The sequence below is a fragment of the Leisingera sp. MMG026 genome, from assembly GCF_021654205.1.
Classification (GTDB): Bacteria; Pseudomonadota; Alphaproteobacteria; order Rhodobacterales; family Rhodobacteraceae; genus Leisingera.
In genome coordinates, this window is record NZ_JAKFZM010000022.1 from 15,623 (window position 1) to 32,006 (window position 16,384).

The 16,384-nt window shown below is 62.2% G+C and carries 14 protein-coding genes; 7 read left to right on the forward strand and 7 right to left on the reverse strand.

Going from position 1 to position 16,384, the window contains the following annotated elements; all coding sequences use genetic code 11:
- The first annotated feature begins 24 nt into the window (after positions 1-24).
- A complete protein-coding gene (locus L1069_RS13505) occupies positions 25-786 on the forward strand; it encodes a VacJ family lipoprotein (RefSeq protein ID WP_237456010.1) in 762 nt (253 codons plus the stop codon).
- A gap of 2 nt (positions 787-788) precedes the next feature.
- The gene (locus L1069_RS13510) at positions 789-1,385 is read left to right on the forward strand and encodes an ABC transporter substrate-binding protein (RefSeq protein WP_129372111.1); all 597 of its coding nucleotides are present in this window, start codon (positions 789-791) and stop codon (positions 1,383-1,385) included.
- A 266-nt stretch (positions 1,386-1,651) separates the two neighbouring features.
- On the opposite strand, the gene L1069_RS13515 is transcribed toward L1069_RS13510, so the two are convergent.
- Complete coding sequence (locus L1069_RS13515) at positions 1,652-3,871, reverse strand: PBP1A family penicillin-binding protein (RefSeq protein WP_237456011.1); 2,220 nt, start codon at positions 3,869-3,871, stop codon at positions 1,652-1,654.
- A 285-nt stretch (positions 3,872-4,156) separates the two neighbouring features.
- Here L1069_RS13515 and L1069_RS13520 point away from each other — a divergent pair, with 285 nt between their 5' ends.
- On the forward strand, positions 4,157-4,510 hold the full coding sequence (locus L1069_RS13520; protein WP_134828975.1) for a P-II family nitrogen regulator: 354 nt from the start codon (positions 4,157-4,159) through the stop codon (positions 4,508-4,510).
- 26 nt (positions 4,511-4,536) lie between these two features.
- Entirely contained in the window at positions 4,537-5,871 is a 1,335-nt protein-coding gene (locus tag L1069_RS13525; RefSeq protein ID WP_237456012.1) for an ammonium transporter, read from the forward strand.
- 182 nt (positions 5,872-6,053) lie between these two features.
- On the opposite strand, the gene L1069_RS13530 is transcribed toward L1069_RS13525, so the two are convergent.
- Positions 6,054-7,238 (reverse strand): amino acid aminotransferase, encoded by a 1,185-nt coding sequence (locus tag L1069_RS13530; RefSeq protein ID WP_237456013.1) that lies wholly within the window; start codon positions 7,236-7,238, stop codon positions 6,054-6,056.
- Positions 7,238-8,092, reverse strand: coding sequence for a 3-mercaptopyruvate sulfurtransferase (gene sseA / locus L1069_RS13535; protein WP_129372116.1), 855 nt, complete (start codon positions 8,090-8,092; stop codon positions 7,238-7,240). Before sseA ends, L1069_RS13530 begins: the two co-directional genes overlap by 1 nt.
- A gap of 164 nt (positions 8,093-8,256) precedes the next feature.
- On the opposite strand from sseA, the gene L1069_RS13540 reads away from it, so the two are divergent.
- Positions 8,257-9,465, forward strand: a complete 1,209-nt coding sequence (locus L1069_RS13540) for a leucine-rich repeat domain-containing protein (RefSeq protein WP_237456014.1) — start codon at positions 8,257-8,259, stop codon at positions 9,463-9,465.
- Between the two features lie 338 nt (positions 9,466-9,803).
- On the opposite strand, the gene smpB is transcribed toward L1069_RS13540, so the two are convergent.
- The 3 genes from smpB to L1069_RS13555 form a co-directional block, all read right to left on the reverse strand.
- Positions 9,804-10,286: an SsrA-binding protein SmpB gene (smpB, locus tag L1069_RS13545; protein ID WP_129372117.1), complete on the reverse strand. Its 483-nt coding sequence runs from the start codon at positions 10,284-10,286 to the stop codon at positions 9,804-9,806.
- A 45-nt stretch (positions 10,287-10,331) separates the two neighbouring features.
- Positions 10,332-11,186: a DMT family transporter gene (locus L1069_RS13550; protein WP_237456015.1), complete on the reverse strand. Its 855-nt coding sequence runs from the start codon at positions 11,184-11,186 to the stop codon at positions 10,332-10,334.
- Positions 11,187-11,268: 82 nt separating this feature from the next.
- Positions 11,269-11,829, reverse strand: a complete 561-nt coding sequence (locus tag L1069_RS13555) for an XRE family transcriptional regulator (protein WP_129372119.1) — start codon at positions 11,827-11,829, stop codon at positions 11,269-11,271.
- Between the two features lie 105 nt (positions 11,830-11,934).
- Here L1069_RS13555 and L1069_RS13560 point away from each other — a divergent pair, with 105 nt between their 5' ends.
- Both L1069_RS13560 and ilvD read left to right on the forward strand, forming a co-directional pair.
- On the forward strand, positions 11,935-13,143 hold the full coding sequence (locus L1069_RS13560; protein ID WP_237456016.1) for a benzoate/H(+) symporter BenE family transporter: 1,209 nt from the start codon (positions 11,935-11,937) through the stop codon (positions 13,141-13,143).
- Between the two features lie 103 nt (positions 13,144-13,246).
- Complete coding sequence (ilvD, locus tag L1069_RS13565) at positions 13,247-15,091, forward strand: dihydroxy-acid dehydratase (RefSeq protein WP_129372121.1); 1,845 nt, start codon at positions 13,247-13,249, stop codon at positions 15,089-15,091.
- Between the two features lie 339 nt (positions 15,092-15,430).
- Here ilvD and L1069_RS13570 read toward each other — a convergent pair whose 3' ends face one another.
- Positions 15,431-16,249: a sulfotransferase family protein gene (locus tag L1069_RS13570; protein WP_129372122.1), complete on the reverse strand. Its 819-nt coding sequence runs from the start codon at positions 16,247-16,249 to the stop codon at positions 15,431-15,433.
- Positions 16,250-16,384 lie beyond the last annotated feature (135 nt).

Below are 16,384 nucleotides of genomic sequence, written 5' to 3' on the forward strand. Positions count from 1 at the left end.
AGCATCAATTGGACACTTACCCGAATGCCTTTTCTTTTGCGACCGCTGAAATTTGTATCTGCGCTGATTTTGGCCGTTTTTGCGGCCGGCTGCGCAACACAGGATCCGGTTGCACGGGCCTCGGGTGAAGCCTTTGATCCTTATGAGCGCACCAACCGCACCATTCACAGCTTTAACCGCGGCGTTGACCGGCTGGCCTTCCGGCCTGCCTCCAAAGGGTATGTGGCAATCGTGCCGGCGCCGATGGTGACCAGCTTCTCGCATTTTGCCGAGAACCTGTCGATGCCCGGCCAGATGGTCAATGCGCTGCTGCAGGGCGATCTGAAACTGGCCGGCAATGCATTTTCGCGGTTTGTGATCAACTCCACCGTCGGTTTTGCCGGGCTTGCCGACCCGGCCAGCGAATTCAACGTGCCCGCAGTCGATACCGATTTCGGCGAGACATTGCACACCTGGGGCGTCGGCGAAGGCGCCTATGTGGAGCTGCCCCTGCTGGGCCCCTCCACCAGCCGCGACGCGGTCGGGGTTGCCGTCGATTTCTTCACCAACCCGCTGGGCTACGCCGAGCAGAATACTGCCGACAATATCACAATTTACGCTGAGATCGTGCGCCGCATGGGCGATCGTGGCAACTATTCCGACACGATCGACTCGATTCTCTACGAGAGCGCCGACAGCTATGCGCAATCGCGCCTGATCTATCTGCAGAACCGCCGGTTCCAGCTGGGGGATGGAGAGGAGATCCAGGAGATTGATCCGTTCGAACTGAACACTGAAGGATTTTGAATATGGACCGCCGCAAATTCCTGACCGGCCTGGGCGCCGGAGCCGCTGCTCTGATTGCCGCACCGCAAGCCCTGTGGGCGCTGACCGAAAACAGAGCCAGCACGCTGATCAACGGCCTGGTCGGCGACATCAACCGGGTGATCGATTCCGGCAAGGGCGAGAACGCCATGTTCCGCGAGTTCGAGCGGATCTTCAAGCGCTACAGCGACACATCCTATATCGCAGCCTATGCGCTGGGTGTGGACGGGCGCCGGGCGTCTGCGTCCCAGAAGAAGGCCTTTTCCAAGGCGTTCCAGGGCTACATCTCGCGCAAATACGGCAAGCGCTTTCGCGAATTCATCGGCGGCAAGCTGGAAGTCAAAGGCGTCAAGAAGGTGAAGAAATGGTATGAGGTGAGCACCATTGCCTACCTCAAGGGCCAGTCGCCGTTTGAAGTGACCTTCCTGGTGTCGGACCGCTCCGGCCGGGATCTGTTCTTCAATATGTTCATCGAAGGCGTGAACCTGCTCTTGACCGAACGCACCGAGATCGGCGCCATTCTGGACAGCCATAAGGGCGACATCGACGCGCTGATTGCAGAGTTGAAGCGGTTGAGCTGAAACAGGCACACAAAGAATGACAGTCAAAGGGCTCCCTTCGGGGAGCCTTTTCTTATTTGCAGTCCGGCCTGGCGCATTGCGGAGCAAAGGCAAAAACTCCCGCCCGTCGCTGCAGCATCCAGGATGCTGCGCTCCCGTTGGGCCTGGCGTCCTGCCCGGCGGGCAGGACGTGCGCCGCACCGTCAGGTGCGGCGCCGGACCCAACTGGCGGAGGGCCCCCTCAGGGGGCCTTCACCGGGCGGGAGCCCCACGTTTGCTGCAATCGGTCAGTTTCCGAGGATGTCGCGCAGGATGTTGTCCACCGCGCGGCCCAGTTCCTTGCCCAGCTGCGGCCCCTGACGGCGGCGGCGCTCGCGCCGGGTTTGCTGCGGCGGCGGGGCGATCGGGGCAGGCTCCAGCATCGGCAGCGGTTTGGGAGTAAGTCCGTCATGCACCCGCACCATGGTCTCGCGCCAGATCTCGGCCGGCAGGCCGCCGCCGGTCACACCCGATAGCGGCGTGTTGTCGTCATAGCCCATCCAGACCCCTGCCACATACTCCGCGGTAAACCCGATGAACCAGGCATCCTTGGCGGCAGAAGTCGTCCCCGATTTGCCAGCCGCCTGCCAGCCCGGGATCTGCGCCCGCTTGCCGGTGCCGCCCGAAATCACTTTCTCCATCATCCAGACCAGCTGCTGGGCGGCTTCGGGGCGGATCACCCGCTCGCCGATGCCGCCGCTGGCACCCATCAGCGCGTCGCTGTCGTTCACCAGCTTCAGCTCGGTCACCCCGTAGGGCGTCACCGAGGAACCGCCATTGAGGATGCCCGCATAGGCTCCGGTCATCTCCAGCAGAGTGCTTTCCGAGGCCCCCAGCGCCAGCGCCGGGCCTGCGGCCAGATCGCTGTCGATGCCGAAATCCTTGGCCACGATGCTGACCTTGTCCCGGCCCACCGCCTCGGAGACTTTCACCGCCGGCACATTCAGCGAATCCCGCAACGCCCGTGCCAGGGTGACTTCACCATAATACTTCCGGGTATAATTCTCGGGGCACCACTGGCCGGAGCCGGGAATATTCATGCAGTATTTTGCGTCCAGCACCCGGTCGTAGGGGGAATAGCCCAACTCCAGTGCCGTGGCGTAAACAAAAGGTTTAAAGGCCGATCCGGTTTGCCGTTTGGCCTGGGTCGCGCGGTTGAACACGCCGGAGACCCGCGTCTTGCGGCCGCCCACCATCGCGCGCACCGCGCCATCGGCGCTCATCACCACAATGGCCGCCTGCGCCTTGGAGCCCGGGCGGACCTTATTCTCAAAGATGTATTTCAGTGCTTCCTCTGCCGCGCCCTGCAGGCGCTGATCCAGGGTCGAGCGGATCACCACATCCTCGGTGGTCTGATCGCCCAGGAAATCCGGGATGGAATCCATCACCCAATCGGCAAAGTACCCCCCTGCCCGTGCCGCCGCGGCTTCGCTCAGCACGGCGGGGGCGTTCTGGTTCTGCTGCATCTCGGCGGTGGTCAGATAGCCCTGCTCCTGCATCAGCCGCAGTACAGTGGCCGCCCGGTCCTGTGAACGTTGCAGGTTGTTGGTGGGCGCCAGCGTCGAGGGCGCAGTCAGCAGACCCGCCAGCATCGCACCTTCAGCCGGGTTCAGCTGGTTGGCGGACTTTCCGAAATAGCGTTGCGCTGCAGCCTCGGCACCGTATGCACCGCCGCCCATATAGGCGCGGTTCATGTAGATCGAGAGGATCTCGTCCTTGGTGTACTTTGCCTCCATCGCCAGGGCAAAGATCGCCTCGGTGCCCTTGCGCCACAGCGAGCCCTTGCGGCAGTCGGCCTCATAAGCGCTTTCGCTTTTCCATTCGTCCGGATCATAGACCCGGCCCAGGCACAGCAATTTGGCGGCTTGCTGGGTGATGGTGGAACCGCCATGGCCCGACAGCGGACCGCGGCCTTCGCGCAGGTTGATGCGGATGGCGCTGGCGACGCCGCGCGGGGAGATGCCGAAGTGGCGGTAAAACCGCTTATCCTCGGTCGCGACAACCGCGTTCTTCAGGTGCGGCGAAACGGTATCTGCCCGAATAACCCCGCCAAACTGATCGCCGCGCCAGGCAAAGACGTCCCCCTTGCGGTCCAGCAGGGTGACCGACCCGCGCGCGCGCCCGTCCAGATAGGCCGAGACCTCGGGCAGCTTGGCATACTGCAGCGCCACCGCCAGACCGACCAGCAGGCAGACCACCATGCCGACGCGCCAGCTGAAGCCCCAGACCAGCCGGAACGCCCAGACAAAAGGCGCCAGCAAGAGACCGATGAAGCCGCGCTTCTTTGGCGCTGGTTTCGCCCGTGTCTTTTTGCGGGAAAACAGGCCGAACAGGCCGGTCTTCTTGGGTTTGGCCTTGCGTGCAGGTTTCTTGCGCGCAGGCTTTTTCGCAGCGGAAGGTTTGCCCTTGCCGCCCGCGGAATAGCGTTTTTCTGCCACCAAAGGCTTGCGCCCGGATCCTTGTGCCATCGTCATGTCCTGCCCGGTTTGCCCGTTTCCCGGGACAATACCCTGCCCGCCCCGGTTTGTAGAGGGGGCAGAATCCGGAGCTTTCCCCCTTTGCCAGATGGCCGGTTTTTAAGCGAAGCGGGCAAAAGGCGCAAAATTATTGTGCGTGCGCAGAATGACACGCGGAAACTTGCTGGCCTTGGGCTTTGCACGACTCGGGCCGGGGGTTTTGCTGCAGGTGCACAATGCATCGGCTCAGACATGATGCTCAGGGCCGGAGCAGCGCGGAAACCAAGGGATGCAGAGATGAAAATGATCATAGCCGCCATCAAGCCCTTCAAGCTGGACGAGGTCCGCGAGGCGCTGACCGGTCTTGGCGTGAGCGGGCTGATGGTCACCGAAATCAAGGGCTTTGGCGCCCAGGCCGGGCACACGGAAATCTACCGCGGCGCCGAATACGAGGTGAATTTTGTCCCCAAGCTGAAGCTGGAACTGGTGGTGCCCGCCGATCAGGCAGACCAGGCCATCAGCGCAATTTCCGGGTCCGCCCGCACAGGGAAGCTGGGTGAAGGCAAGATCGGCGACGGCAAGATTTTTGTTCTGGACGTGGAACAGGCCGTGCGGGTGCGCACCGGCGAAACCAACCTCGAGGCGCTCTGAAGGCGCCCGGCATGGAGGAAAGACTTATGAAGACCCTGAAACTTCCCCTGGCGGCGCTGGCACTGGCCGCGCTGCCGGGTCTGGCACTGGCCCAGGACGGCCCTGCGCCGGGCGTGAACCCCGCGACCGATACCGTATTCATCCTGAACTCGCTGCTGTTTCTGATCGGCGGCTGCCTGGTGTTCTGGATGGCCGCTGGCTTTGCCATGCTGGAGGCCGGCCTGGTGCGCTCCAAGAACGTGACCATGCAGCTTACAAAGAACATGGCGCTGTTCTCGCTGGCTGCCGTATTCTACTGGCTGATCGGCTATAACCTGATGTATCCGCTGGGCAATTGGGCGGTTGACGGTGTGCTGTCCGGAGTATTCGGCCCCGGCGTGCTGGAGGCGGTGGGGATCACCGCGGAAGGTGCAGATGACTATTCCTATGCCACAACCGGCTCGGACTTCTTCTTTCAGCTGATGTTCTGTGCCGCCACTGCCTCGATCGTTTCGGGCACTTTGGCAGAGCGCATCAAACTGTGGCCTTTCCTGATTTTCACCATCGTTCTGACCTCGGTGATCTACCCGTTCCAGGCCAGCTGGAAATGGGGCGGCGGCTTCCTGGAGCAGATGGGTTTCCTGGACTTCGCAGGTTCGACCGTGGTGCATTCGGTGGGCGGCTGGGCGGCGCTGACCGGGGCGCTGATCCTGGGGCCTCGCATTGGCAAATACAAGGACGGCAAGACCGTCCCGATGCCCGGCTCCAACCTGGCGCTGGCAACGCTTGGCACGTTCATCCTGTGGATGGGCTGGTTCGGCTTCAACGGCGGCTCGCAGCTGGCGATGGGGTCGATTGGGGATGTGGCTGACATTAGCCGGATCTTCGCCAATACCAATGCCGCCGCAGCGGGTGGCGCGGTGGCCGCGCTGGTGCTGACGCAACTGCTGTTCAAAAAGCCGGACTTGACCATGATCCTGAACGGCGCGCTGGCCGGTCTGGTGGCGATTACTGCCGAACCGCTGACGCCGGGTCTGGGGCTCTCCACCCTGATCGGTGCCATTGGCGGCGTGATCGTGGTCTTTGCAGTACCGTTCCTGGACAAGCTGCAGATCGACGACGTGGTCGGCGCCATCCCGGTGCATCTGCTTTGCGGTATCTGGGGCACTGTTGCGGTCGTGTTGTCGAACCCTGATGCAACACTGTTGAAACAGCTGACCGGGATTGCCGTGGTGGGGGTCTTCACCATCGCCGCCTCGGCCATAGTGTGGATCATCCTGCGCGCCACCACCGGCATCCGGGTGGAGGAAGAGGATGAGGTCAACGGGCTGGACATGGCGGAGCTGGGCATGGAGGCCTATCCGGAATTCTCGCCAAGCTGACCCATTGCACAGCATTGAAACAAAAGGACGGCGCTTTCATGGAGCGCCGTCTGTGTATTTGCAGCGCGCAAAAGTTTTGGAAAACTTTTGCCAAGACTTTTCCAAAAGTCTTGGATTTGCAGCCGCCATAGAAAAACGCGCCCCGGAAGGAGCGCGTTTCGGGTTGTCCTGACGGCGTGGCCTCAGACGCCGGCGTCGACGATCGCCTTGGCCAGCACCGGCACGGTTTGCGCATTAAGGCCCGCGATATTCAGGCGGCTGTCCCCAACCATGTAGATGCCGTTGTCCTGCCGCATCTTCTCGACCAAATCCGGCGTGGTGCCCAGAAGCGAGAACATGCCGCGGTGCTGGGCGATGAAGCCGAACCGGTCCGAGCCGGTCAGCCGCTGCAATTCATCCGCAAGGTTTTGGCGCAGGTCCAGCATGCCAAGGCGCACTTCTTCCAGCTCTGCCGCCCAATCGGCGCGCAAAGCCTCATCGTTCAGGATCATCGTCACCAGACGCGCGCCGTGATCCGGCGGGAAAGAGTAATTCTGGCGGTTCAGAAACGCCAGCGTGCCCTGGTTCAGCCCTTGCGCCCCCGCATCGTTGGACACCGCCATCAACAGGCCGGTGCGCTCGCGGTAGATGCCGAAGTTTTTGGAGCAGCTGGCCGCAATCAGCACCTCGGGGCAGCTGGAAGCGACCAGGCGCACACCCAGCGCATCCTCTTCCAGACCGTTGCCGAAGCCCTGATAGGCAATGTCGATCATCGGGATCAACCCGCGTTCGTTCAGCAGCGCAATGACCTCTTTCCACTGCACTTCATTGAGGTTGGCACCGGTCGGATTGTGGCAGCAGCCGTGCAGCAGCACCACGTCGCCTTTTTGCGCGCCTTTCAGGTCTTCCATCATGCCATCAAAGTTCACACCGCGGGTTTCGCGGTCGAAATAGCGGTAGGTGATGGTCTCAATGCCGACATAGTTCAGGATCGACACATGGTTCGGCCAGGTCGGGTCCGACACAAACACCCGGGCCTTGGGGTTGGCCATCCTGATCAACTCAAACGCCTGGCGCACCGCGCCGGTGCCGCCGGGGGTCGCGGCTGCCGCGATATTGCCACGCGCCACCGCATCGCCCAGAATCAGCTTGATCATCGCATCCGCATAGGCCGGATCGCCGGCCAGGCCGACGTAGGCCTTGCTGGTCTGTTCTTCCCACAGCTTGTGCTCAGCCGCCTTGATCGCGCGCATCACCGGGGTGACGCCCTCGGCGTTCTTGTAAACACCGACGCCAAGGTCGATCTTGTCCGCGCGCGGGTCGTCGCGGTACATTTGCATCAGCGCCAGGATCTTGTCAGCGGGCTGGGGTTTCAGGGTCTCGAACATCAGTTCTCTCCGGTAGCAACGGGAAGGGTCGGGAAGGCACCCCATTCCGACCACGACCCATCATAGACCGCATGATCGGTCTTGCCGATGCGCTCCAGTGCAAGGCTGAGGACGGCGGCGGTGACGCCCGACCCGCAGGTGGTAATCACAGGTTTGTTCAGATCGGCACCGGCCGCGGCAAACACGGCGCCCAGTCCATCAGCATCTTTCATGGTGCCATCCGCATTCAGCAAGCTGCCAAAGGGCACGTTTTTCGATCCGGGGATATGCCCTGCCCGCAGACCTTCGCGGGGTTCCGGCACATCGCCGCGGAACCGCTCGGCGGCGCGGGCGTCGATGATTTCATGGTCGCCCAGTTTGGCAGCAGACGACACCTGTGTGACATCACGGACCATGTGGTTTTGCACCCGCACGGTCATATGGCGGTCGCGGATCACCGGCGGCAAGTCTTCAACCGGGCGGCCTTCGGCCTGCCATTTCGGGAAGCCGCCGTCCAGCACGGCGATGTTGTGCTGGCCCATCAGCCGGAACAGCCACCAGACCCGGGCGGCGGATTTCAGCCCGGCAGTGTCATAGACCACAACCTGATGGCCGTCGCCCACACCCATCGCCCTCAGGCGGGACATGAACTTCTCAACCGGCGGCACCATATGCGGCAATTCCGAGCGGTGGTCCGAGATATCATCAATGTCAAAAAAGCGCGCGCCGGGGATATGGGCCGCATCATACTCAGCCTTGGGGTCGCGGTCTTCCTGCGGCAAATACCAGGATGCGTCCAGCACCCGCAGGTCCGGATCCTTCAGATGGGCGGCCAGCCAGTCGGTGGAAACCAGCGTCTTCGGATCATCCTGCATCAAAGCGTCTCCCTTTCTGCGCATGCGCCATGGGTACATCCGGCGGCGCAGCGGTGCAAGACCGCGCCGCCCTCTACCTGCGGTTACAAAAATCTTGCGGGGCTTTAACGGAGCGGTAATAACATGGACCCCAGTTTCAGCATATCACTGCAAAGGCCCATTGTATGTCCGGTTTCCCCAGTTTCCTTGCAGCATTTCTGATTGCAGCGGGCATGTGCTGCCCCGGTGCCTTGCGCGCGGAATGCGTGGATTTCGGCAAAACATGCATTGGCAGCAACGACTTGAAGGCAAAGGTCCGGATTGGAAACCACACGCCGGACTTGCAGGGGCTGATCCAGTTCACTGAGCTGACTGACCTTACACTGATGGCCGACCTGCGGTTCAAGGAGCCTGTCGATCTGTCCCCCCTCGCCGCGATGCCAAAGCTGGAAAGGCTGGCCTTGGTCAACATCACCGCGCCAGGCCTTGTGCCACTGACCCGGCTGCCGCGGCTGAAGCGGCTCAGCCTTGATTCTGTCCGCGCGCCGGATTTCACCCCGCTGGCCCGGATGACACAGCTTGAACACCTCTCGGTCTGGGGTGCCGGGGACGTCACCGATCTGTCCTTTGCCAGCAGCCTGACCCGGCTGCAAAGCCTGAATATCGCGGATTCCGGTATCTCCGACCTAAGCCCGCTGTCAGGCCTTACCGGGCTGGAGGTTTTTCTTGCCTTCAACACTCAGGTCTCTGACCTCAGCCCGCTGGCAGGCACCAACCTGCAGGTGGCCTGGATCTCCAATTGCCCGGTCCAAAGCGTGGCTGCACTGGCCGCCTCCGACCGGCTGGAGATGCTGCGCGCCGATGGAACTCAGCTGAAAAACCTGGAGGGGCTGGAGGGAAAACCTGCATTGCACACCCTGATCCTGTCAGACACGCAGGTGGCGGACCTGATCCCGATAAAAGGGGCAACCGGTCTGAAGGAGCTGGCCTTGGACGGAACCCGGATCAGCGACATCACACCGCTGAAAGGGCTGGATGCGCTGCACAAGCTGAACCTGACAGACACGGACGTCTCCAGCCTTGCGCCTCTGGCGGGCAAAAACCTGCGTGTGCTGTCGCTCACCAATACTGCCGTGTCCAGCCTTGCTGCGGTGCAGGACATGGAGACCCTTTGGGACTTCAGCATTTCCGGAACAGCCGTCACCGATCTCACCCCGCTTAAGAACCTTAAAGAGCTTTCGATTCTCCGGGCGATCGGTCTGCCCGTCGAGGCGCTGCAGCCGTTGCTGGAGGTTGAAAACCTGCGGATTGTCTTTGCCGGCCCTGACTTCGAGACGCACAGGCGCCTGCTTGGGAAAGAGAATATAGCCCAGTACATCGCAGCCACCCCCTAACAGGTACAGTTTCAGCGCGGTCTGCACTGGCGCTGATCTTCGGCAGCGGCGGCGGCACATCCCGCTGGGCCGCGGTCTCTGTCCGGGCTTGATCCAAAAGCGAACCTGCAGGGCAACGCATGTCTGACTTAACCAGTCAGACACCCAAAGCACCCCCAGAACCCCGGGACCAGCCCCGGCGGCACCGGCCGGCTGCAGGGGATTGTCAGGCAGAATAACACCAATGCCATGACACGCATCGGTATCCGCTTGCAGGCGCACAAACCCTGCTTCTTTCTGGTTGGAAATACCCTCGGGTGAATTGGCCGCCAGGCCAAGAGGGCAGCGCCCTCCCCTGATCAGCGTGCGTCCTTCAACAGCCGCTGCTTCTGGCGGGACCAGTCGCGCTTGGCCTCACTCGCCCGCTTGTCGTGGTTCTTCTTGCCCTTGGCGATGCCCAGCTTGATCTTGGCGCGGCCCTTGTGGTTGAAGTACAAAACCAGCGGCACCAGGGTCATCCCCTTGCGCTGGGTGGCGTTCCACAGATCCGACAGTTCTTTGCGCGATACCAGCAGCTTGCGGCGGCGGCGCTCTTCATGCTTGAACAGCTTGGCCTGCTCGTAAGGCGGGATATAGGCGTTCACCAGCCACAGCTCGCCGTTCTCCACCGCGGCATAGCTGTCGGCGATGTTGGAACCGCCCCCGCGCAGCGCCTTGACCTCGGACCCCTCCAGCATGATGCCGCATTCGATATCATCTTCGATCGCGTAATCGTACCGCGCCCGCCGGCTTTCGGCGATCACTTTGTAATTCGGGTCGGATGTCTGCTTCTTATTGGCCATGGGAGGCAGATGTAAGGCGGCGCGGCGGCGGGCGCAAGGCGCGCATCACGCCTTGCGGCTGCGCAGCAGCGTGAAAACACCGCTGCCGACAATCACCGCACTGCCGATCAGGGTCAGCATATCGGGCCGTTCGCCAAAAACCAGCACCCCCAGCACCATGGCAAAGATCAGCCTGGTATAGCGGAACGGCGCAATCACCGAGATTTCGCCCGCCCGCATCGCCCCGGACAAAGCGTTATAGGCAATGACGCCGATCACCGTGGCTGCCGTGATTTTCAGCGAATTGCCCAGGCTTGGCCAGACCGCCCCGCCCGTCCAGCCCAGCGCGGCCACACCGGCAACCACCAGCATGGCAAAACCAAGGAACCCCAGCTGGTTGTTGCTCATATCTTTAGGCGCCGCGCGAGTGGCCAGATCACGGCCCGCAAACCCTAGCGTGCCGGCAACCGCAAACAGCGAGGCAGGTTCAAACCCGCTTAGCCCCGGCCGCAGGATCAGCAGCACCCCGGCAAACCCCAGCCCGATCGCCAGCCAGCGCCGCCAGCCCACCGTCTCGCCAAAGAACACCACAGCACCTGCAGCCACAACCAAAGGCGTTGCCTGCAGGATGGCCGAGGCCGAGGACAAAGGCGTCAGCGCAATCGCCAGCGTGTAGCACAGGCGTCCTGCGACCTCTGCCACAGACCGCAGCAGCATCGGGCGCGTGCCGAAACCCGGGTGCCAGGGGGCGTGACCCTGCGCACGCGCCATCGCGGCAAAGATCACCATGCCGCCCGACCCGAACAGGATCAGAATCTGTCCTACTGGAATGTCGCGGGCTGCGGATTTGATGAACATATCCTCCAGCGCAAAAGTGGCCATGGCCAGCACCATCAACAGGCTTCCGCGCAGCGTGTCCATTCCGGTGCCCTTTCAAATCCAGAAAACTCAATGGCTTGGGCAAGTGGTAGGCCCGCCGCAGACAATGCACAAGTAAAGGATTTCAGTCCCGCTGCGTCAGACCTGCCTGCCGGTAATGGTGCATGTTGAGAAAAGCCGCGCCGGTCCCGGCGCTGCGGTAGCCATGCGGCTGGTCGGCGGCAAAGCGCAAGCCCTGCCCGGCCTCCAGCGGCACCCATTCGCCGCCCCGCAGCACCTCCATTGACCCGTGCAGCACAAACACTTCCTCGGTCACACCGGTGTCATGCGGCTGGGACTGGTGGCTTTGCCCTGGCCGCAGCGTGACCTTAAAGGTCTCGGCCCCCAGCAGCGGATCGAAGGGAAAAACGATTTTCACACCGATGCTGCCGGGAAACTGCACGGTTTCATAGACACCCGCCGCCTCTCCCACGGGTCGCGTCGCTTCGCCGATCAACGCGGTCAGCGGCAGGTGAAACCCTTTGGCGATCTTCCACAGGGTGGCAATCGTCGGGCTGGATTCGCCGCGCTCGATCTGCCCCAGCATTGCCTTGCTGACCCCTGTGATCTCCGCCGCTTTGGACAGGCTAAGCCCCGCCTGCGTACGGATGTTGCGCAGGTTCAGGGTGATGGTTTCATCGCTCATAAGATCCGCCGCTCAAAAAACACTTGTGCGTTATAGCGCACGATGTGTAGTGTACGCTATAACGCACAACACCCCTAGCCGATCCGGCGCCAGAGGAAAAGCCGCATGCTCAAGGATCTGAAACTCTCGCATCTTGTCTCCGGCGCGGTGGCCGTGCTGGTGGGCTATACCGGTTCGGTTGCGATCATCTTTCAGGCGATTGAGGCCGTCGGCGCCACCCCGTCCCAGGCGGGCAGCTGGATGCTGGTGCTGGGGCTGGGCATGGGGATCACCTGCCTGATCCTGTCGCTGATCTACCGGATGCCGATCCTGACAGCCTGGTCCACCCCCGGCGCGGCGCTGCTGGCGGTCAGCCTGAACGGCGTGCCGCTGGCCGAGGCGGTCGGCGCTTTCCTGTTATGCGCCGTGCTCTTGACCCTTACCGGCGTCACTGGCTGGTTTGCCGCCCTCTCCCGCCTTATCCCGGACAGCCTGGCCAGCGCTATGCTGGCGGGCATTCTGTTCCAGTTCGGCCTCTCGGCTTTCACGTCGCTGCAAAGTGACACCGCGCTGGTGACGGTGATGGGTCTCACCTTCCTTGCGGGCCGCAAACTGTTTCCGCGCTACACAATCCCAGCGGTGCTGGCGGCAGGTGTGGCCTGGTGCTCAGGCACCGGAGCTTTTGGCAGCTTGGAGGCGCTGGACTTTACCCTGGCCCGCCCCGAATTCATAATGCCGGCTTTTTCGCTGCCTGTGCTGATCGGTATCGGCCTGCCCTTGTACATCGTCACCATGTCCTCGCAGAACATGCCCGGTGTGGTCGCGCTGAAGGCCTGCGGATACGCGCCCCCTGTCTCCGCCAGCCTGACCGTCACCGGGCTGGCCTCGCTGATCCTTGCGCCCTTCGGCGGCTTTGCCTTCAACCTCGCCGCCATCACAGCTGCGATCTGCGCAGGGCCGGAGGCGGATGAGAACCCGGACACCCGCTATCTGGCCGGTGTCATGACGGGCCTCGTCTACATTCTGGTGGGTTTGGGCGGCGCTACCGTGATCAGCCTGTTTCTGATCGCACCCAAGGCGTTGGTGGCCACCGTCGCGGGCCTTGCGCTGCTGTCAACTATCGGCAACAGCCTGTCTGCCGCGCTGTTAGATGCCAAAGGCCGGGAGGCGGCACTGATCACCTTTATGACCACGGTGTCCGGTGTCAGCTTCTTTGGAATCGGCGCGCCGTTCTGGGCGCTGGTGCTGGGACTGGCGGTGAATCACTGGCTGAAAAGCCCCGAGCCCGCGCCCGCCCGCGCCAGAGAATCAACCCGAGAGACATTTCACCGCTGAAATCCGGCGCCAACTGCGCCAAAATTACCGAACAGCCCCCCGGCAGGTTGCCTTTATTGCGCAAATCGTGTCCCTGAGGGCAAAGACTAAGGGAAATAGCCTGATGCCAATGTACCGATCCAGAACCTCCACCCATGGCCGCAACATGGCGGGCGCGCGCGGATTGTGGCGCGCCACCGGCATGAAAGACGATGATTTTGGCAAACCGATCATCGCCATCGTCAACTCCTTTACCCAGTTCGTGCCCGGCCACGTCCATTTGAAGGACCTGGGCCAGATGGTCGCCCGTGAGGTCGAGGCGGCCGGCGGCGTCGCCAAGGAGTTCAACACCATCGCGGTGGATGACGGTATCGCCATGGGCCATGACGGCATGCTGTATTCACTGCCGTCGCGCGAAGTGATTGCCGACAGCGTCGAATACATGGTCAACGCCCATTGCGCCGATGCCATGGTCTGCATCTCCAACTGCGACAAGATCACACCGGGCATGCTGATGGCCGCGATGCGGCTGAACATCCCGGCGATCTTTGTCTCCGGCGGCCCGATGGAAGCAGGCAAGATCGACATTGCCGATCTGGACATGAAGAAGATCGACCTGGTCGATGCGATGGTCGCCGCAGCGAATGACAAGTTCACCGATGAGCAGGTCCAGCACATCGAAGAGAACGCCTGCCCCACCTGCGGGTCGTGCTCGGGCATGTTCACTGCCAACTCGATGAATTGCCTGGCCGAGGCCCTGGGCCTGGCGCTGCCCGGCAACGGCTCGACCCTGGCGACCCATGCGGACCGCAAGCACCTGTTCCTGGAGGCCGGCCGCAAGATCGTCGACATCACCAAGCGTCACTATGTCGGCGAGGAAAAGGGCCTGCTGCCGCGCGAGATTGCCACGTTCAAGGCGTTTGAGAACGCGATGAGCCTGGACATTGCCATGGGCGGCTCCACCAACACGGTGCTGCACCTGCTGGCCATCGCCAATGAGGGCGAAGTCGACTTCAACATGTCCCACATGGACCAGCTGAGCCGCAAGGTACCCTGCCTGTGCAAGGTGGCGCCGAACACAGCCAATGTGCATATGGAAGACGTGCACCGGGCCGGCGGTATCTTCTCGATCCTGGGTGAATTGTCCCGTGCAGGCCTGTTGCATAATGATTGCAGCACCGTGCACTCCTCGACCATGGGCGAGGCGATTGCCAAGTGGGACGTCAAGGTTGCCAATAACCCCGAAGCCGAAGAGCTGTTCAAGGCAGCCCCCGGCGGCGTGCGCACAACGCAAGCCTTCAGCCAGTCGAACCGCTATAAAGAGCTGGACGTGGACCGCGCAGGCGGCGTGATCCGCTCGCAAGAGCACGCCTTCAGCCAGGACGGTGGCCTTGCGGTGCTGTTCGGCAATATCGCGCTGGACGGCTGCATCGTGAAAACAGCCGGTGTCGATGCCAGCAACCTCACCTTCAACGGCTCGGCCTATGTCTGCGAAAGCCAGGACGCGGCGGTCAACGACATCCTGACCGGCAAGGTCAAAGAAGGCGACGTGGTTGTGATCCGCTATGAAGGCCCGCGCGGCGGTCCGGGGATGCAGGAAATGCTCTACCCGACCTCCTATTTGAAGTCGAAAGGCCTGGGCAAGAAATGCGCGCTGCTGACCGACGGGCGCTTCTCCGGCGGCACCTCGGGCCTGTCGATCGGCCATGTCTCGCCCGAGGCCGCCGAAGGCGGCACCATCGGCCTAGTGCGCCAGGGCGACACCATCGAGATCGACATCCCCAACCGTTCGATCCACCTGGCAGTCTCCGACGAAGAGCTGGCGGCACGCCGCGAGGAACAGGACGCCAAAGGCTGGAAACCCGCCGAGCCGCGCAAGCGCAAGGTTTCCAAGGCGTTGAAGGCCTATGCGCTGCTGGCCACCTCCGCCGCCAAGGGCGCCGTCCGCGCGCTGCCCGACGAGGATTGAAGCCCTTCAGTCACGAAACATTCAATACCCGCCGCAAAAAACGCGGCGGGTTTTCTTTTGGCGCCTGTCCCTGAACCGCCTCTCAGCATCATTCCTGTTTCAGCAAAAAACTCCCGCCCCCGCTACGCCCCGCTAGCTAACGCCAGCGCGCCGAGCGGCGTTGGGCCAAGCGCCGCGCTAACGCGCGGCGTGCCTCCGGCGGTGAGTATTTGGAACCAGAAAGAAGCTGTGCAGACATTTCAGGAGCGCCGCCGCGCCAGCGGCGCCCGGCCCAAGGTTTGCCGCTGCATCTTTGATGCTGCGGCTCAGGCGCGGGAGCCCCTTTTCCTCCCTGCCGCCTCACTCCCCCAGCTTGGCGTGCACCTCGTCCAGGTCGATCTCGCCCACCGGCATCTTGTTGCCCGGGTTCTCGAAATCGTATTTGAACAGCTCGAAATCGCGTTTGTAGATCTCGTAGACCAGATGCATCGACAGGTCGTCGAAATAGTCCTCAACGGCGTGCGCGCGCTTGGGGCCGTGGCCTTCGCTTTCGTTGAAGCGCGGGATCGACGCCAAATCTACCGCATGCGGCGTTTCGATCGCATCAAGCACGCCTTGCATGCCGGCGTTGAAATCTTCGGTCCAGAAGATCCGGTTGTAGCGGCCGCCGTTCAGGATGAAGGTGGACACATGCCCCGACATCGCCGACCAGTGGATGTCCGGGTCCATCGGGCGGCGCCAGCGGATGGTGTCGCGCACGAACAGCAGGAACCGGCGGAAGCTGGCGATCTGGTCGAATTCCTGCTTGCCGTCGTCGCCGCCGACCTCGATGCCGTATTCATAGGCCAGCTTGGGCACCAGATTGCCGCGGTAGCGCCGCCCGTTGCGCTGGATGCCGCAGATCTTGTCAAAGAACGAGCTGAGCACGCGGGTGTAAGGATTGCGAACACAGGTAAAGGCGTAAGACCGATGCCCCTGTACATTGCGGGTGATCGGACCCTGGCTGTGTTCCAGCGCCCATTTGTGCAGGCCCTGCTTGGCGTCATGGATATCGCCCTCGAAGAACTGCCCATGATCGGAGTAATGCAGGATCTGCCCGATCGTCGAGCAGGCGCATTTCGGCACCACCCGGTAGACCACACTTTCACTTTCCGTCATCCAAGTGCCGGGAAACCCCATCCGCTGCCCTCTTGATTATTCTTGCCTTGTCCCCAGCAGTATTCGCATATGTTTACCGAAACGGGAACTATCTGGTTTATTCGTGCCTTAAGCCCGCTTATCAAGGGAAACAATCAGGCAAAACAAGGCAATCCG

What these genes read in the sequence shown, in the direction of transcription:
- L1069_RS13505 (WP_237456010.1), top strand. Translation starts at nt 25, where the DNA reads ATGCCTTTTCTTTTGCGACCGCTGAAATTTGTATCTGCGCTGATTTTG.
- L1069_RS13510 (WP_129372111.1), top strand. Translation starts at nt 789, where the DNA reads ATGGACCGCCGCAAATTCCTGACCGGCCTGGGCGCCGGAGCCGCTGCT.
- L1069_RS13515 (WP_237456011.1), bottom strand. Translation starts at nt 3,871, where the DNA reads ATGGCACAAGGATCCGGGCGCAAGCCTTTGGTGGCAGAAAAACGCTAT.
- L1069_RS13520 (WP_134828975.1), top strand. Translation starts at nt 4,157, where the DNA reads ATGAAAATGATCATAGCCGCCATCAAGCCCTTCAAGCTGGACGAGGTC.
- L1069_RS13525 (WP_237456012.1), top strand. Translation starts at nt 4,537, where the DNA reads ATGAAGACCCTGAAACTTCCCCTGGCGGCGCTGGCACTGGCCGCGCTG.
- L1069_RS13530 (WP_237456013.1), bottom strand. Translation starts at nt 7,238, where the DNA reads ATGTTCGAGACCCTGAAACCCCAGCCCGCTGACAAGATCCTGGCGCTG.
- sseA (WP_129372116.1), bottom strand. Translation starts at nt 8,092, where the DNA reads ATGCAGGATGATCCGAAGACGCTGGTTTCCACCGACTGGCTGGCCGCC.
- L1069_RS13540 (WP_237456014.1), top strand. Translation starts at nt 8,257, where the DNA reads ATGTCCGGTTTCCCCAGTTTCCTTGCAGCATTTCTGATTGCAGCGGGC.
- smpB (WP_129372117.1), bottom strand. Translation starts at nt 10,286, where the DNA reads ATGGCCAATAAGAAGCAGACATCCGACCCGAATTACAAAGTGATCGCC.
- L1069_RS13550 (WP_237456015.1), bottom strand. Translation starts at nt 11,186, where the DNA reads ATGGACACGCTGCGCGGAAGCCTGTTGATGGTGCTGGCCATGGCCACT.
- L1069_RS13555 (WP_129372119.1), bottom strand. Translation starts at nt 11,829, where the DNA reads ATGAGCGATGAAACCATCACCCTGAACCTGCGCAACATCCGTACGCAG.
- L1069_RS13560 (WP_237456016.1), top strand. Translation starts at nt 11,935, where the DNA reads ATGCTCAAGGATCTGAAACTCTCGCATCTTGTCTCCGGCGCGGTGGCC.
- ilvD (WP_129372121.1), top strand. Translation starts at nt 13,247, where the DNA reads ATGCCAATGTACCGATCCAGAACCTCCACCCATGGCCGCAACATGGCG.
- L1069_RS13570 (WP_129372122.1), bottom strand. Translation starts at nt 16,249, where the DNA reads ATGGGGTTTCCCGGCACTTGGATGACGGAAAGTGAAAGTGTGGTCTAC.